Source organism: Streptomyces sp. HNM0575 (assembly GCF_012726265.1).
Lineage (GTDB): Bacteria > Actinomycetota > Actinomycetes > Streptomycetales > Streptomycetaceae > Streptomyces.
Genome location: NZ_JAASAG010000001.1, coordinates 594716 through 610066, shown reverse-complemented (window position 1 = coordinate 610066; position 15351 = coordinate 594716). Strand labels below are relative to the sequence as shown.

At 73.0% G+C, this 15351-nt stretch carries 13 protein-coding genes; 5 read left to right on the top strand and 8 right to left on the bottom strand.

The window, feature by feature from the left end; translation table 11 throughout:
- Positions 1-212 precede the first annotated feature (212 nt).
- The 6 genes from HCC61_RS02470 to HCC61_RS02445 all read right to left on the bottom strand — a co-directional run bounded on the left by HCC61_RS02470 (position 213) and on the right by HCC61_RS02445 (position 5734).
- Positions 213-371, bottom strand: a complete 159-nt coding sequence (locus tag HCC61_RS02470; RefSeq protein ID WP_169133525.1) for a hypothetical protein — start codon at positions 369-371, stop codon at positions 213-215.
- A gap of 8 nt (positions 372-379) precedes the next feature.
- Positions 380-805: a hypothetical protein gene (locus HCC61_RS02465; protein ID WP_169133524.1), complete on the bottom strand. Its 426-nt coding sequence runs from the start codon at positions 803-805 to the stop codon at positions 380-382.
- A 176-nt stretch (positions 806-981) separates the two neighbouring features.
- Entirely contained in the window at positions 982-1590 is a 609-nt protein-coding gene (locus HCC61_RS02460) for a histidine phosphatase family protein (RefSeq protein ID WP_169133523.1), read from the bottom strand.
- Positions 1587-3215, bottom strand: a complete 1629-nt coding sequence (locus HCC61_RS02455) for an FGGY family carbohydrate kinase (protein WP_169133522.1) — start codon at positions 3213-3215, stop codon at positions 1587-1589. Before HCC61_RS02455 ends, HCC61_RS02460 begins: the two co-directional genes overlap by 4 nt.
- A gap of 103 nt (positions 3216-3318) precedes the next feature.
- Positions 3319-4767, bottom strand: a complete 1449-nt coding sequence (locus HCC61_RS02450; protein WP_169133521.1) for an MFS transporter — start codon at positions 4765-4767, stop codon at positions 3319-3321.
- A gap of 172 nt (positions 4768-4939) precedes the next feature.
- Complete coding sequence (locus HCC61_RS02445; RefSeq protein WP_169133520.1) at positions 4940-5734, bottom strand: DeoR/GlpR family DNA-binding transcription regulator; 795 nt, start codon at positions 5732-5734, stop codon at positions 4940-4942.
- Between the two features lie 159 nt (positions 5735-5893).
- Here HCC61_RS02445 and HCC61_RS02440 point away from each other — a divergent pair, with 159 nt between their 5' ends.
- The 5 genes from HCC61_RS02440 to HCC61_RS02420 all read left to right on the top strand — a co-directional run bounded on the left by HCC61_RS02440 (position 5894) and on the right by HCC61_RS02420 (position 11728).
- A complete protein-coding gene (locus tag HCC61_RS02440) occupies positions 5894-6592 on the top strand; it encodes an HAD family phosphatase (protein WP_169133519.1) in 699 nt (232 codons plus the stop codon).
- Positions 6592-8574, top strand: coding sequence for a dihydroxyacetone kinase family protein (locus HCC61_RS02435; RefSeq protein WP_169133518.1), 1983 nt, complete (start codon positions 6592-6594; stop codon positions 8572-8574). Before HCC61_RS02440 ends, HCC61_RS02435 begins: the two co-directional genes overlap by 1 nt.
- The gene (locus HCC61_RS02430; protein WP_169133517.1) at positions 8571-9023 is read left to right on the top strand and encodes a ribose-5-phosphate isomerase; all 453 of its coding nucleotides are present in this window, start codon (positions 8571-8573) and stop codon (positions 9021-9023) included. Before HCC61_RS02435 ends, HCC61_RS02430 begins: the two co-directional genes overlap by 4 nt.
- A 210-nt stretch (positions 9024-9233) precedes the next feature.
- Positions 9234-10280: a 2-hydroxyacid dehydrogenase gene (locus HCC61_RS02425; protein ID WP_169133516.1), complete on the top strand. Its 1047-nt coding sequence runs from the start codon at positions 9234-9236 to the stop codon at positions 10278-10280.
- Positions 10277-11728: an FGGY-family carbohydrate kinase gene (locus tag HCC61_RS02420; RefSeq protein ID WP_169133515.1), complete on the top strand. Its 1452-nt coding sequence runs from the start codon at positions 10277-10279 to the stop codon at positions 11726-11728. Before HCC61_RS02425 ends, HCC61_RS02420 begins: the two co-directional genes overlap by 4 nt.
- A gap of 233 nt (positions 11729-11961) precedes the next feature.
- Here HCC61_RS02420 and HCC61_RS02415 read toward each other — a convergent pair whose 3' ends face one another.
- Positions 11962-12654 (bottom strand): TerB family tellurite resistance protein, encoded by a 693-nt coding sequence (locus HCC61_RS02415; RefSeq protein WP_169133514.1) that lies wholly within the window; start codon positions 12652-12654, stop codon positions 11962-11964.
- A 312-nt stretch (positions 12655-12966) separates the two neighbouring features.
- On the bottom strand, positions 12967-14742 hold the full coding sequence (gene leuA / locus HCC61_RS02410) for a 2-isopropylmalate synthase (RefSeq protein ID WP_169133513.1): 1776 nt from the start codon (positions 14740-14742) through the stop codon (positions 12967-12969).
- Positions 14743-15351 lie beyond the last annotated feature (609 nt).

Sequence of the window (15351 nt, the reverse complement as noted above, 5' to 3'; positions counted from 1 at the left end):
CATGGACCGCACCTTCCTGTGCACTGTGTGACGAACACCTCACACAGTGCTGCCCGTTGGCGTAGCGTCACAACCGTTCGGCACTTCCGGCCGTGACCTGGAGAAGCGCCCGCGTCCTGGTGGACGGACGGTAACGCGGAGTGCCTGCCCGGCAGGTGGGCCCTGGTCTTCGGTGCGGCTTCCTGGCCGGCCTTCATCGGGTTCGTGACGCGTCAGTCGCTCCCGTCCTGGGAGCCGGCAGCGGCCTCGTGGCCGCCCCCTCCGAACTCCTCGATGAACGCGACGGGTTCGCGGTGGTGATGGTGCTCGGTGATGTGCTGGTCGCCGGAGGACTGGTAGACGCGGCCCTGGCTGTCCGCGCGGCCGTCCATGGCACCGCTCATCCCGCACCGCCCCGCTCTTCGATTCGCTGGTCGCGTCCGGCCTGATAGACCCTGGCGTTGCCCGAGGCGGTGGCATGTTGGGTAATCACGGGGCCGGCGGCGTCACCCGGGGCGATCTCCCGGAGGAGCGCCCGCAGTTCCTCGGCCGCGTCTGGCCGGGCCGCCAGCAGGCGGCGGATGCGGCCTCTCCACTCCGCCTCCAGGTCCTGCCGGATCTCCGGACCGTCTCCGTCCGGCTCCGTCGCCAGCAACTCCTCGCGGGTGGCTTCGAGTTCGCCGGCGACCATGTCGCTGCGTCCGGGATGCACGCGCCGCCAGAGAGAGGTCACGGCGTCGCGGGTGCGTTCCCACGCGTCCGTGGCCATCAGGGTGACGACGGTGGTCCCTGCGGTACTTGCCAGTGCCGTGATCTCCGGATCCACAGATCTCCCCGACAATCGCGCCGCGTGCTGACCCGTTCACCCTACGACGCACGCCGAAGCCTCTGGCAAGACCGGGAGTTGGCACCGCAGCCTCGCTGCGCGTCCCCCGGTGCACACCCTCGGTGCAGTGCACGCCCTCGGCGCACGTCCCCGGCACACGTCCTCGGCGTACGCCGTCAGCACAGCGGCGCGTTGAAGCGGATCAGGGACCACCGGCCCTCGCGCAGTCGCAGGGTGGTGGGTGCGGTGTTGCCGAGTTCCGGGAAAGTACGGCGGTACTCGGACCGCGGGATGCCGAGGACCGTGCAGAGCATCAGCCGGATCAGGGTGTTGTGCGAGACGATCAGCACCGTGCCGTCCGGGTGGGCGGCAGCGGCGTCGTGGAGGGCGGCCAGGCCACGTTCGGCCGCCGCGGCCGGGGACTCGCCGCCGGGCAGCGGCGAGCCGGCGGGGTCGCGGTGGAACGCCGCGAGCCGGTCGCCGAAGGCCTTCCGCATCTCCTCCGTGGTCATGCCCTCGCCGTCCCCGAAGTGCACTTCCCGCAGGCGCGGTTCGCAGCGCAGCGGGAGACCCGCCGCCTCGGCGGCGGGCGCCGCCGTCTCCCGGCACCGGCGCAGCGGTGAGGACAGCACCGCCGCCAACTCGCCCTGCCGGGACGCCCATTCGGCGAGCTCCAGGCCCTGCGCGGCACCGCGCTCGGTCAACTCCACGTCGCTGCTGCCCGCGTAGCGGTTCTCCGCGTGCCACACGGTCTCGCCGTGCCGTACCAGCACCAGTTCCGTCACGTCAGGCTCCTCGCCACTGCGTGCTCCGCCAGTTCGGAGGGGAGCCAGCCGCGGCGTTCCAGCTCCCGTACGAGCCGCCGGTAGTTGCGCAGCAGGGGCTCACGGTGCTGTGTGCGGGGTTCGAAGGTCTCCCGTACGCGCACCATCGCACGGCTCGCGGCACCGATGTCCGCGGCGGCGCGCCCGCCCCCACCGGAACCGCCGTCCCCGCCATCTCCGCCACCGGAACCGCCGCCACCGGCACCTCGGGCCCCTCCGTCCCCGGCACCCTCCTCCCAGCCCGTGGACGCCGCGAGGAGCGCCATGCCGAACGCCGAGCCGTGCTGTTCCGTGACGCGCGCGGGCCGTCCCAGTACGTCCGCGCGCAAGGCGTTCCATACGCGGCTGCCGCTGCCGCCTCCGCCCAGGGTGAGGACGCCGTCGGTGGGCACCCCGAGCAGGTCGAGGCGGTCCAGCGCCAGGCGTTCCACGAAGGCGACGCCTTCCAGCAGGGCGCGGTAGTGCTCCGTCTCGTCGCCGTGGCCGCCGGGGCCTTCCAGCAGCAGTCCGTGAGCCTCGGGTGCGGCGAAGGGGAAGCGCTCGCCGGTGCCGGGCAGCGGATACGCGACGGTGCCGGCGGGCCCGTGCCGTTCCGCGGCCGCGTCGAGAGCGGCGAACCGTTCGGACGGGAAGGCCGCCTCCAGGGCCCGTCCGCCCGCGCTGGAAGCGCCCCCCGGAAGCCAGAGGCCCGTGGGCGAGCGGTGTGCGTAGACGGCACCGGCGGGGTCACGGGGCAGCCGGGGGCTGACGCCCTTGACCACGAGGGTGGTGCCGAGCACCGAATTGACGTCCCCGATCTCCGTTGCGCCGACGGCCAGTTGGGCCGCACAGCCGTCGGTCATGCCCGCCGTCACCCTCGTACCCGGCGGCAGTCCGGTCTGTTCCGACGCGGCCTCGCAGACCCGGCCGAGGGTGGTGCCGGGCGCCACCACGGGCGGCAGCACCTCGTGCGGGATCGCGAGGGCCTCCAGCACGTGCCGGGGCCAGTCGTCCTCGGTCAGGTCGTAGCCCGACTTCAGCGCGTGGCTGCTGTCGGTGGCGGTCGCGTGGCCGGTCAGGCGCCGGTTCACGTAGTCGTTCTGGTGCGTCAGGCGTGCGCCGGAAGCGCCGGAAGCGCGGGCCGCGTCCCCTTCGCGCAGGCGTTCCCCTTCCCGCAGGCCGCGCAGCAGCCGGCACAGCTTCGGCAGGCCCCAGGAGCGCTGCATGTTCCCGTATCCGAGCCGCTCCCAGACCTCGCCGCCGCAGGAGTTCACCTCGGCCGCCTCCTGCTCGGCGCGGCCGTCGTCGTACATCAGGGCCGGGGTGAGCGCCTCCCCGTCGGAGCCGGTCAGCAGGACCGTCCCGGAGGTGGCGTCGACGGCGACACCGCCGACGCGGCCGGGTGGGACGTCGCGGAGCGCCCGGCGGCAGGCGGTCGCCGCGGCTGTCCACCACTCGTGCGGCGACTGGGTGTGCCGGACGCCGTCCCGGTGGCTGGTCAGCGGGACCACGCCGCGGCCGAGCACCCGGCCCTCGCGGTCGGCCGCGAGGGCGCGGGCGCCCGTGGTGCCCAGATCGATGCCGACCCAGACGTCCGGACTCGTCACTGGCCGCCTCCGGGAGTGGTCCGCGGCGGACCCGCCGGGCGATCACACGGATCGCACGGATCACGCGGATCACGCGGATCGGGTCTGCCGAACCGCCGCACCGTCACGCCGAACTTCCGGCCACGGCCGCGGAGTCGGCCGCCGCGCGGCGCTGCTCGCCCGGGTCGCTGGGGTCCTTCAGCAGGGTGGAGAGCACGGCGACCGCGAGGTAGAGCACACCGAAGACGATCGCCACGCCGCCGCCCCCGATGAACGGGTAGCAGACCGTGACCAGGAACGGCCCGACGAACGCGGCCCCGCCCGCACCGAAGTTGAGCACGGCCAGCGACGCTCCCTTGTCCTTGTGCTGCACCATCGACGGCATCAGGGCGGACAGCGGTACGAAGCCGGCGAGCAGCACGCCGTAGACGCAGCCGAGGACGACGGCGACGGGGAAGCTCCCGCTGGCCAGCGAGACGAAGTACCACAGCGGTGTGGCTATCGCGCAGCCGAGGCAGCCGAAGAAGGTGACGGTGCGCCGCCAGCCGAAGTAGTCGCCGAAGACGCCGAAGAAGAGGTTCGCGGCGATGTTCGCGCCGTAGGTGATCGCGGTGAGGGTGGAGAGCTGGGCGATGCTGAGGAAGCCGTCGGCGTCGCCGGCGGTGCCGAAGGTGAAGGGGAACATCGCGAAGAAGCCGTACTGCGGCGCGGTGTTGACGATGCGCACCAGCCCGCCGGCGAGTGTGCGCTTGTCGCGCCACAGTATGTCCACGCCCTCCAGCAGCCTGCGGTAGCTGCGGGGCTCGGTCACCGACGAGTCGGCGATCGGTTGCAGCCCCTGGGGGTCGCGTACGGCGAAGGAGCCGATGGCGCCGCCGACGGCGACCATGACGAGGGAGAGCACCAGCGTGTCCCGCAGGCTCATGCCCAGCGGCCCGATGGCCAGCGCGGCGACGCCCGCGCCCAGGGTGGGGAGGCCGCCCGTGAAGGCGAACCAGAACCAGCCGGCGACCGAGCCGCGCATCCGCTGCGGGCTCGTCGTCTGCGCCCACACCAGGAAGGCGAAGGCGAACAGCGGGTATGCGAAGCCGCGGATCCCGTAGGTCAGCGCGATGAACGTGAGGCTCTGGCTGGGGATCGCGAAGAAGAGGAAGACGATCTCGAAGCCGACCCACCAAGCCGCCCCGAGCCACATGACGCGGCGCGGGCCCCAGATCGCGGACAGCGTGCCCGAGAACCAGGACGCGATCATCACGGCGATGCCGTACGCGGTCACCGTGGCGAACGACGCCTGGCCGCCCGCGAGTCCGCCGCCGTCGGGCTGCTGGAGATAGTCGGTGAGGTAACTGATCTCGACCCCGTCACCGATCATGTAGATGAAGACGCCGACGAATCCCCAGACGAGCGGCCTGGGGATGCCGATGCGTTCGATCCCGCGGAGCGGCTCGTCCGCAGCTTCCGGTGTTTGCGGCCCGGGCCCGGCGGCCGGGGCGTCCGGGCCCGGGGGCGGCTGGGAGGCGGGGGCGCCGCGGGCTGTGCCGAGTGCGGCCTGTGATGTCTCCGGCTCGTTCATGGGTCTCCCCTGTGCGGGTGCGGTCCCTGTGGCGGATGCGGTCCGTTGTGGACCAGCTGGCCGGGGAGCTCAGGCGCCCTGGCGCAGTTCGGTGTGTGCGGCGACCGCGAACGGACCGCGGTCTGCCTTCACCGGACGCACCGTAGAGCGTGTTTTTTTCACACGCAATACGTTAAGAAGGATCGGTTCCGGCGACGTGCACCCGCACCGCCTCCCGCAGCTCCGCCAGCAGCTCCGGGGGCGCCCCGTCGTCGACAACGAGGTCGTCGTAGCCGGAGAGCGGGGCCAGCCGGTGCAGCGCGGTCCGCGCCAGCTTCCCCGAGTCCATCAGCAGCACCCGCTTCGAGGCCGAGGCCAGCATCGCCCGCTTGACCTGGACGATCTCCTGCTCCTGGTGGAACGTCATGGCCGTGCTCATCGCCGAGGTGCTCACGAAGGCGACGTCGACGTGGACCCTGGCGATCGCCTCCGTGCAGGACAGCCCGTTGAAGGAGTCGTGCGTGCGGGAGTACTCGCCGCCGAGCGCGATCAGCCGCAGGTCCGTGACGCCGCACAGCTCGTCGATGGCGCGCCGGTAGTTGGTCACCACCGTCAGAGGTGTGAACTGCTCCAGCAGCCGGGCGAGTTGGAGCGCGGTGGTCGAGTCGTCCAGCAGGAGGGACGTGCCGGGCTCCACGAGGCCTGTGGCGCACCGGGCGATCGCCTGCTTCTGCTCCAGCCTGGCGCCGAGCCGGTACTCCACGTCGCTCTCGAAGACCGTCGAGGGCTGCGCGGAGACCCCGCCACGGAACTTGCGCAGCAGGCCGCGCCCGGCCAGGTCGTCCACGTCGCGGTGCACGGTCATCACGCTGACGCCGGTCAGTTCCGCCAGTTCGCTCGCCGTCGCGGAGCCGTGCTCCGCCACGTACTCGGCGATCGTCTGCTGGCGGGTCTCCTGTGGCCGTGCCGCACGGCGTCGAGAAGTCATGCGCACAGTGTGCCGACCACGGGCGGACGGTGGGGCCGCCGGGGCTGCCCGGCACCGGATCGGCACCGCGGACTCGTCAAATAACATCCTGAGTGTTAATTTCACGTCCGGGGCGAGACGCTCGTCCCCTGCCAGCCCACACGAGCGGAGAGGTGCCCCATGCACGACGGCCGGCTGCACGCGGTGGTGTTCGACATGGACGGTGTCCTCGTCGAGAGCGAGCACCTGTGGGAGGAGAACTGGACGCGTTACGCGGAAGCCCACGGCACGCCCTGGACACCCGAGGACACCCGCTCCGTACAGGGCATGAGCGCGCCCGAGTGGGCCGCCTACCTGTGGCGGCTGACCGGCGAGCCCGAGGGCGGTCCGGAGGGCACCGAGCGAAGCGTCGTGGACGGGATGGTCGCGGACTTCGAGAGCGGACGCGTCGACCTGCTGCCCGGCGCGGAACAGCTCGTCGTCTCCGTCGCCGCACGGGTCCCCATCGCGCTGGCCTCCTCCGCGCCCCGCCGCCTGATCGACGCGGTCCTCAACGGTCACGGGCTCGCCGGAAGCTTCTCCGCCACCGTCTCCAGCGCGGAGGTCGCACGCGGCAAGCCGCACCCGGACGTCTACGCCGAAGCGGCAGGCCGGCTCGGCTTCCCCGGCACGGACTGCGCGGCCGTGGAGGACTCCGGCAACGGCATACGCGCGGCACACGCCGCGGGGATGACCGTGGTCGCCCTGCCCAACCCCACCTATCCGCCGCCGTCCGACGCCCTCGCCCTGGCGGCAGGCCGCGCGGAGGACCTCGACGACGTCGGCCGGCAGCTGGACCGGCTGCTCGCCCCCGCCCGAGACGCCGAGAGGACGGTGTGATGCGGCCCCTGGGAGACGCCTCGACCTTCAAGTCCGACTGGATACGCGGGCTGGTCGCGGCCCGCAGCCGTACGGTCCGTGCCGTGCCCGGCGCGTACGGCGTGATGAGCCGCAGCGCGCCCGAGCCCGGCCGGGTCGGTGTGGTCATCGGCGGCGGCTGCGGCCACTACCCGGCCTTCGCCGGGCTGGTCGGCCCCGGGCTCGCCGACGCCGCCGCCATCGGCGACGTCTTCACCAGCCCCAGCGCGGAACAGGTCTACCGGACCGCGCGCGCCGTGGACGGCGGTGCCGGTGTGTTCTTCTCGTTCGGCAATTACGCGGGCGACGTCATGCACTTCGGGCTGGCGGCCAGCCGGCTGGGCGCCGAGGGCATCGATTCGCGCACCGTGCTCGTCACCGACGACGTGGCGAGCGGTCCGCCCGACCGGACCGAGGAACGGCGGGGCGTGGCCGGCGGCTTCTTCGTGTTCAAGGCCGCCTCGGCCGCCGCGCACCGCGGGGACTCCCTGGAGCAGGTCGAGGCCGTCGCCCGGCACGTCAACTCCCGTACGCGCACCTACGGCGCGGCCTTCGCCGGCTGCACGCTGCCCGGCCACGACGAACCGCTGTTCACGGTCGAACCCGGCGCCATGGAGCTGGGCCTGGGCATCCACGGCGAGGCGGGCGCCGAGACGGTGCCGGCGCTCGCGCCGGGCGACCTCGCCGACGTGCTGGTCGACCGGGTGCTCGACGAGCTGCCGCCGGGACGCAGCGTCGCGGTCCTGCTCAACGGGCTGGGCCGCACGACCCCCGAGGACCTGCTGATCTGCTACGGGCGCGTCCACGAACGGCTCGTGGCCGCCGGGCGGATTCCGTACCGGCCCGAGGTCGGCGACTTCGTCACGTCCCTCGACATGGCGGGCATCTCGCTGTCCGTGACCGTCCTCGACGACGAACTCACCGCGCTCTACGACGCACCATGCGAGACGCCGGGCTTCACCCGGGTCGCCGGGCGGCCCGGCGACCCGGGCGCGGAGGGCGACGCGGACGGCGGCGTGGACGACGGCGTGGACGACGGCGTGGACGGATCCGCCGCCGACGTCCCCTCTCCCGGGGTGCCGCCGGACGGCTCGGACGAACCGCCGCGCGGTGTCGCGGCGCAGCTGCTCGCCGCCGCTCTGGACGTCGTACGGGAGAACGAGGAGGAGCTCGGGCGGCTCGACGCGGTGTGCGGCGACGGCGACCACGGCCAGGGAATGGTCCGGGGACTGCGCGCCGCGCTCGCCGCAGCCCAGGCCGGAGCCGCGGGCGCGGGCGCTGGCACGGGCACGGGCGGGAACGCGGGTGCCGCTGCGGCCGTTCCGGCTCAGGCGGACGGTACGCCCGTACGGCCGGGCCCGGACGCGGGCGGCGACGACGCGGGCGCCACGCACGCGGGCGCCACGCACGCGGGCGACACCGACGCGGGCGGCACCGGCACCGGCACCGGCGGTGACGCACAGCGCGTCGGCCGCCGTCTGCTGCGCGCGGGCACCGCCCTCTCCGACGCCGCCGGAGGCGCCTCCGGCGCGCTCTACGGGCTGCTGCTCACCGAGATCGGCGCCGGACTCGGGCGGTCCCCCGACGGTCAGATCACCCTGGACGCCGTCGCCGCCTCCGTCGACTCCGCCTTCGAGGCGGTACGCGAACTCGGCGGCGCGGAGGTCGGTGAGAAGACGCTGCTCGACGCTCTCGACCCGTTCCGGGCCAGCCTTCTCGCGCAGCGCGGCAGCGGCACGCCCCTCGCCGAAGCATGGGCCGTGGCCGCGCGCGAGGCCGACCGCGGAGCACAGGCCACCGCCGATCTCGTGGCCCGCCGCGGCAGGGCGGCGCGGCTCGGCCCGCGCGGGCGTGGCCATCCGGACGCCGGGGCCACATCGCTGGCCCTCATGCTCGGCGCCGCCGCCCCGGTCCTGGCCGCCCGGCGGGCCGATGCCGGTACACACCACGTGGAGGAACGATGAGGATCGCCGTAGCGGCCGACGACGCCGGCCTCGAACTGAAGAACATCCTGAGCCGGGTACTCGCGGACGACCCGCGGGTCACCGAGGTCTACGACCACGGCGTGCACGAGCCGGACGACGACCGGCCCTACCCGCCGCTGGGTATCGCCGCCGCCGAGTCCGTGGCCCGCGGCGAGGCCGACCGCGCGCTGCTCGTCTGCGGCACCGGCATAGGCATGTGCGTCAGCGCGAACAAGGTGCCCGGCATCCGGGCCACCGTGGCCCACGACCCCTACTCCGTGGAACGCTCGGTGAAGTCCAACGACTGCCAGGTCCTCGCCATGGGCGCCCGCGTCGTCGGGCCCGAACTGGCGAAGCACGTGGTCGGCGAATGGCTCGGCCACACCTTCGACCCGGCCTCACCCAGCGCCGCCAAGGTCGCCCGCATCAGCGCCTACGAGCAGGGCTGACCCGCCCGGCCGTCACGTACCGACGAGCACCGGAACACCCGGCCCCGGACCCCGGAACACCCAGCCCCGGGAACACCGGGCCGCACACACCGAGCCCCGGAACACCCAGCCCCGGAACACCGGGCCGCGAAACCCAGAGCCGAAAACACAGAGCCGAAAACACAGAGCCGCAACATCGAGCCGCACAACACCGAGCTCCGAGGAGCGACCATGCGCGTACTAGCCGCGGGCGACCACTTCGTCTCCCCCGAGCTGCTGGAGACCTCCCTGCGGGACGAGGCCGGAGACTCCGCAGATCTGGACGTACGGCGCCTGACCCTGCCCTGGCCCGTCGAACCGTTCGGCCCGGTCGGGGGCGTACGCGAAGCCAGCGGGGACGAGGAGACGCTGATCAAGGCCCTCGACGGCGTGGAGATCTGCCTGACGCAGATGGCGCCGTTCACCGAGGACGTCTTCGCCGCCGCACCGGACCTGCGGCTGGTCGCGGTCTGCCGGGGCGGCCCGGTCAACGTGGACCTGGCCGCGGCCACCCGCGCCGACGTGGCCGTCAGCTACGCCCCGGGCAGGAACGCGAGCGCAGCCGCCGAGTACGCGGTCGGCATGATCCTCGCCGCGATGCGGCACATCCCGAACGCCGACTCGGAGCTGCACGCGGGCAGTTGGCGCGGCGACCTCTACGCCTACGACAAGGCCGGTCTGGAACTGTCGGGCACCACCGTCGGGCTCGTCGGCTACGGCGCCATCGGCCGCATCGTCGCCCGGGTGCTCCAGGCCTTCGGCGCCCGCGTCCTGGCAAGCGATCCGTACGCCGACGCCGAGGCCCTGGCGGAGGACGGCGTGACGCTCGTCGACCTCGACGACCTGCTGGGCGCCAGCTCCGTGGTCAGCCTGCACGCCCGGCTCACCCCCGAGACCCGGCACCTCATCGACGCGCGGCGCCTCGCGCTCCTCCCCCGCGGCGCCGTCCTCGTCAACACCGCCAGGGGCGAACTGCTCGACCACGGACCGCTTCCGGACGCGCTCGCCGACGGACGGCTGCGGGCCGTCGCACTCGATGTGTACGACGTCGAGCCGCCCGCGGCAGACTGGGCGCTGCGCGGCCTGCCGAACGTCGTCGCCACCCCGCATCTCGCGGGCGCCACCCGGCAGACGGCAGAACGGGCCGCGCGCATCGTGGCGGGAGAGGCGGCACGGCACCTGCGCGGCCTGCCGCCCGCGCACCTGGCGAACCCCGAGGTCACCGGAGGCGGCGCATGATCATAGGTGTCGACATCGGCACGACGGTCACCAAGGCCGCGGTATTCGACGAAGCCGGACGCTCCGTCGTCGAGGCCGACGCGCCCTCCCGGCTGAACCACCCGGCCCCCAAGCGCGTGGAGCAGGACCTGGACGAGGTCCTCAGCACCGTCACCTCCGTCGTCCGCAGGGTCAGGGCCGAACACGGGGGCACGGTCGACGCCGTGGCGCTCACCGGCCAGGGCGACGGGCTGTGGCTGCGCGACGCCGAGGGCGCCGCCGTACGCCCGCCGGTGTCCTGGCTCGACGGCCGCGCGAACGACCTCGTGGAGCGCTGGTGGAAGGACGGCACCGCCGCCGAGGTGCACAGGCTGACCGGTCAGGCCGTCTTCCCCGGCTGCCCCGCTCCGCTGCTGGCGACGCTGCGCGAGGAGGAGCCGGAGTCGCTGGAGCGGGCGGCGGTCGCCGGGTACTGCGTCGACGCCGTGGCCCAGCTGCTCACCGGGGAGATCACCGTCGACGCCTCCGACGCCTCGCTGCCCTTCCTGGACGTACGGGCCGGGCGGTACGACGAGGACGCGATCGCCGCCTGCGGACTTCAGGACCAGCGGCGGCTGCTGGCCGACCCGGCACCGCCCGGGCGGCTCCTCTCCCTCGACTCGCGGGGAGCGGCGCTGCTGGACCTCCCCCGGGGCACGCCCGTCACCGCCGGTCCCTTCGACCTGCCGGCGAGCCTCTTCGGCAGCGGCCTGACCGAGCCGGGCGACGGACTGCTGACCGTCGGCACCACGCTCGCCTGCCAGGTCCTCACCGACAGCCCGAAGATCGGTGCCTCCGCGCCCGATCAGGAGCCCGCGGGGATGTGGCTGTGCACGGCGGACCCCGCGCTGTGGTCCCGGGGCATGCCCGCGATGGTCGGCACGGCCAGCATCGACTGGCTGCTGCGGCTGCTGAAGCTGAGCACCGACGACGTGGCGGGGCTGCTGCGGGAGAGCCCGCCGGGTGCGCGCGGGGTCTCGGCGCTGCCGTTCCTCGCCGAGTCCGGCGAACGCGCCCCGTTCGTCGCGCCGCGCGCCCGCGGCCAGTTGACCGGTGTCACGTTCACCACGGAACGCGCCGACGTGGTCCGCGCGGTGTGCGAATCGGTCGCGTACGCCGCCCGGCACTGCCTGGAGGCCGCCGGGCTCGACGGGCGGCTGGCCATCTGCGGCGGCGGCAGCAGGTCCGACGAATGGACCCAGGTGTTCGCCGACGCCCTGGGCAGGCCCGTCCTACCGCCCTCGGACCACGCGGTCGGCGCCCGCGGAGCGGCGGCCGTGGCGGCCCGGACGCTGGGCAGGCCGGTCGACACCGCGGGCTGGCTGGACGAGGACCGTGCGGTCCTGCCGCGCGGCGAGCACCGCGCATGCTTCGAGGACGGATACGCGCGCTACCTGACGCAGCTGGAGAGCGCCCGCGAGCTGTGGTGACGGGTGTGGTGACGGCACGGCACGAGCGGCACCGCACGACGGGCCCGCGCGCCTTTCCCGCCGAAGCCCCAGCCGTCACCGCACGAGCCGTCACCGCACGGGCGGTCACACACGAGCCGTCACGCGGGGACCGTCACACACGAGCCGTCACGCAGGGCCCGTCACGACCTGGAGTCATGTCCGGGCAGGGCCCTGCCGGGACGGGATCTCTGTGACCGGCCGGCGCGAAGGCCTCAGTGCGGCGTACGCGCCTGCGCCAGCAGCCGGTCGACGTCGTCCTCCGCGAGGTGGAGCGACCTGCCGACGGCGGCCAGCGCCTCGCGCTCCGGCGCGCAGTACGGGCCGTCCGCCAGCGCGATGTGCGCCCCGTGCAGCAGCAGGGACTCGCGGCCGGCGGCGGCCAGGTGCGGTGCGAGCGGGGCCAGCGCCTCGTGGAGCTCGATCTCCGCGGTGACGCTGTCGGCGGTGGCGTCGCGCTCGGCGGCGAGCGCGGACAGCAGCGTCAGCAACTGCTCCTCCGTACAAGCCGTGTAACCCGCGTCGCGCACCGTCTGCACCGCCGCCTCCCGGGCGGCGCGGCTGTCGCAGCCGCCCGCGGTGAGCACCGTGAGCGCGATGGCGTGCACGGCGTCGCGCAGCAGCACCGAGAGGCGGTTGGTCGTGGGGTGGTCGAGGGCCTCGGTGCCGAAGTGGCCGCGGCAGGCGGCGCATTCGAGCACGGGGGCGACGGAGCCGCGGGAGAGCAGCGGCACGCCCAGCACCACGAAACGGCGCCTGCCGGTGCGCCGGCGGTAGCTGCGGTCGCCTCCGCAGCCGGGACAGAAGAAGTCCCCGTCGTCCACGGTGTGCCAGCTGGTGCGTACACCTGCCAGGCGTCCCCCTGGACGCCGTCCTCGCTGGTCACGGGAGAGTCTCGCCCCGCTCACGCCGTACCTCCGTCACGATTCGGCCACGCTGCCGTGAGCGTGATGTTAACCACAGCGGAAGTGCGGCGTCAGCACCCTGTTCCGGACGATTACAGCGGCGGGCACGGCGGTTACGGGCCCGCGCGCGTGCGCGGGCCTCACCCGGAAGTGGGTGAGACCCGCGGAACGCAGCGCTGACGCAGCTCGGCGCAGTAGGGGCGCCACGAGGGCGGCGCCGGGAGGCTCACGGCGACGGGCCGCGCACCGCCCGCGTGTACGCGGAGCGCGAACAAGCGGGCGGGCCCGTTATCGGTGGGAATCCGGCGAACGTCCTCAGCGCGCCGCTCGGTTGACCGCCGAGACGACCGCCTTGATGGAGGCGCGGACGATGTTGGCGTCGATGCCGACACCCCACAGCACCTTGCCGTCGATGGCGCACTCGATGTACGCGGCGGCCTGCGCGCCCGCGCCCTCGCTCATCGTGTGCTCGACGTAGTCCAGCAGCCGCACGTCGACGTCGACGGCCTGGAGGGCGTCGAAGAAGGCGGCCAGCGGCCCGTTGCCGCTGCCCGCGAGCACGGTCTCCTCGCCGTCGACCGTGGCCTCGACGGTGACGGCGTCCTGCCCGTCGACGGTGGTCGTGGTCTGCCCCTCGCGCAGCGAGATGCGGCCCCAGGGCGCCTCGGGTACGGGCAGGTACTCGTGCTGGAAGATCTCCCAGATGTCCGCCGGGGTGACCTCGCCGCCCTCGCTGTCCGTGCGCTCCTGGATGATCTTCGAGAACTCCACCTGCATACGGCGCGGCAGGTCCAGGCTGTGCCCGTCCTTCAGGACGTATGCGATTCCGCCCTTGCCGGACTGGGAGTTGACGCGGATGACCGCCTCGTACGAACGCCCCACGTCCTTGGGGTCGATGGGCAGATACGGCACCGCCCACTCCAGCTCACCGACGCTCTTGCCCTCCCGCTCGGCATGCACCTCCATGGCCTCGAAGCCCTTCTTGATGGCGTCCTGGTGGGAGCCGGAGAAGGAGGTGTAGACGAGGTCGCCGACGTAGGGGTGGCGGGCGTGGACGTCCATCTGGTTGCAGTACTCGGCGGTGCGCTTGATCTCGTCGATCTGCGAGAAGTCGATCTGCGGGTCGACGCCCTGGCTGAAGAGGTTCATGCCGAGGGTGACCAGGTCGACGTTGCCGGTGCGCTCGCCCTGCCCGAACAGGCAGCCCTCGATGCGGTCGGCGCCCGCCATGATGGCCAGTTCGGCGGCGGCGACGGCGGTGCCGCGGTCGTTGTGCGGGTGCACGGACAGGCACACGTGCTCGCGCCGGGAGAGGTGGCGCGACATCCACTCGAAGCGGTCGGCGTGCGTGGAGGGCGTCGAACGCTCCACTGTGGCAGGCAGGTTGAGGATGATCTCGCGGCCGTCGGCGGGCTGCCACACGTCCATCACCGACTCGCAGACCTCCAGGGCGAAGTCCAGCTCCGTGTCGGTGAAGATCTCCGGGCTGTACTGGTAGCCGAAGGACGTGCGGTCGTCGAGCAGCTTCTCCGCGTACTCCGTCACCAGCCGCGTGCCGTCGACGGCGATCTGCCGCACCTGCTCGCGGGTGCCGCGGAAGACGACCTCGCGGAAGACGGGGGCGGTGGCGTTGTAGAGGTGGACGGTCGCGTTGCGGGCGCCCTTCAGCGACTCCACGGTGCGCTCGATCAGTTCCTCGCGGGACTGGGTGAGGACGGAGATCGTCACGTCCTCGGGGATAGCGTCCTCTTCGATGATGGAGCGCACGAAGTCGAAGTCGGTCTGGCCGGAGGCGGGGAAGCCGACCTCGATCTCCTTGTAGCCCATCGACACCAGGAGGTCGAACATCGCGCGCTTGCGGGCGGGCGACATGGGGTCGATCAGCGCCTGGTTGCCGTCGCGCAGGTCCGTGGAGAGCCAGCGGGGGGCCTTGGTGATGCGGTTGCCGGGCCAGGTGCGGTCGGGGATGTCGACGGCCTCGTACGGGCCGTACTTGTGGATCGGCATGCCGGAGGGCTTCTGCCGCACCGTCGCGGCCGTGATGGGCGTGGGTGCGCCGAAGGAAGCCGAAGAGGCTGAACGGGATGTCATGTGCTGGGGCTCCTGATCGCGGAGGGCTCCGCGTGGTGGGCTTCGAGGGCCGACGGTGGTGGCAGCACCGGTCTCCGCGGGGAGGGGGTCGGCCGTACGACTACAGACCCTCGCCGCGGCAGCTAAGAAGAAGCAGCCCGAAACGCATGATTCGCGAGTCTAACGGAGACCGCGCGGACGGCGACATCCGTATCACCATGCGGGACTGTGCATTCGTTCACGCCTGCCGCGCACGGTCGCCTGGCCCCGACGGGCGGCGCGGGAGCGGCAGTTGGGCATCCCTGTGCGTCCGCGCACCTCTTGATGTCACTTTCGCGCCAATCACCGCTTCGATCCGTGCAGCAGGGAGTGACAGAACGATGACCCTGTGCCACGTTCCTTGTAATGGACGCACACCCAGCGCACACGGAGCTTCGACGCAGCGTGAGCTGCCCCGTGGCCGACCCCCGCGTGACAGCCCCCTCGCGCGACAGGGCCGGCGCACCCGGAGGGCCTGCGCGCCCGCCGATCCCCGGCTCGCGGAAGCCCGGTCGAAGCTCGTCGACGAGGCGTTCAAGGAGGGGAGTTGACGGCCGCGCCGGTCAGCGGAGCACGCTGAGCCCGTACGGG

What these genes read in the sequence shown, in the direction of transcription:
- HCC61_RS02430 (WP_169133517.1), top strand. Translation starts at nt 8,571, where the DNA reads ATGAGGATCGCCGTAGCGGCCGACGACGCCGGCCTCGAACTGAAGAAC.
- HCC61_RS02440 (WP_169133519.1), top strand. Translation starts at nt 5,894, where the DNA reads ATGCACGACGGCCGGCTGCACGCGGTGGTGTTCGACATGGACGGTGTC.
- HCC61_RS02435 (WP_169133518.1), top strand. Translation starts at nt 6,592, where the DNA reads ATGCGGCCCCTGGGAGACGCCTCGACCTTCAAGTCCGACTGGATACGC.
- HCC61_RS02420 (WP_169133515.1), top strand. Translation starts at nt 10,277, where the DNA reads ATGATCATAGGTGTCGACATCGGCACGACGGTCACCAAGGCCGCGGTA.
- HCC61_RS02425 (WP_169133516.1), top strand. Translation starts at nt 9,234, where the DNA reads ATGCGCGTACTAGCCGCGGGCGACCACTTCGTCTCCCCCGAGCTGCTG.
- HCC61_RS02450 (WP_169133521.1), bottom strand. Translation starts at nt 4,767, where the DNA reads ATGAACGAGCCGGAGACATCACAGGCCGCACTCGGCACAGCCCGCGGC.
- HCC61_RS02445 (WP_169133520.1), bottom strand. Translation starts at nt 5,734, where the DNA reads ATGACTTCTCGACGCCGTGCGGCACGGCCACAGGAGACCCGCCAGCAG.
- HCC61_RS02470 (WP_169133525.1), bottom strand. Translation starts at nt 371, where the DNA reads ATGGACGGCCGCGCGGACAGCCAGGGCCGCGTCTACCAGTCCTCCGGC.
- leuA (WP_169133513.1), bottom strand. Translation starts at nt 14,742, where the DNA reads ATGACATCCCGTTCAGCCTCTTCGGCTTCCTTCGGCGCACCCACGCCC.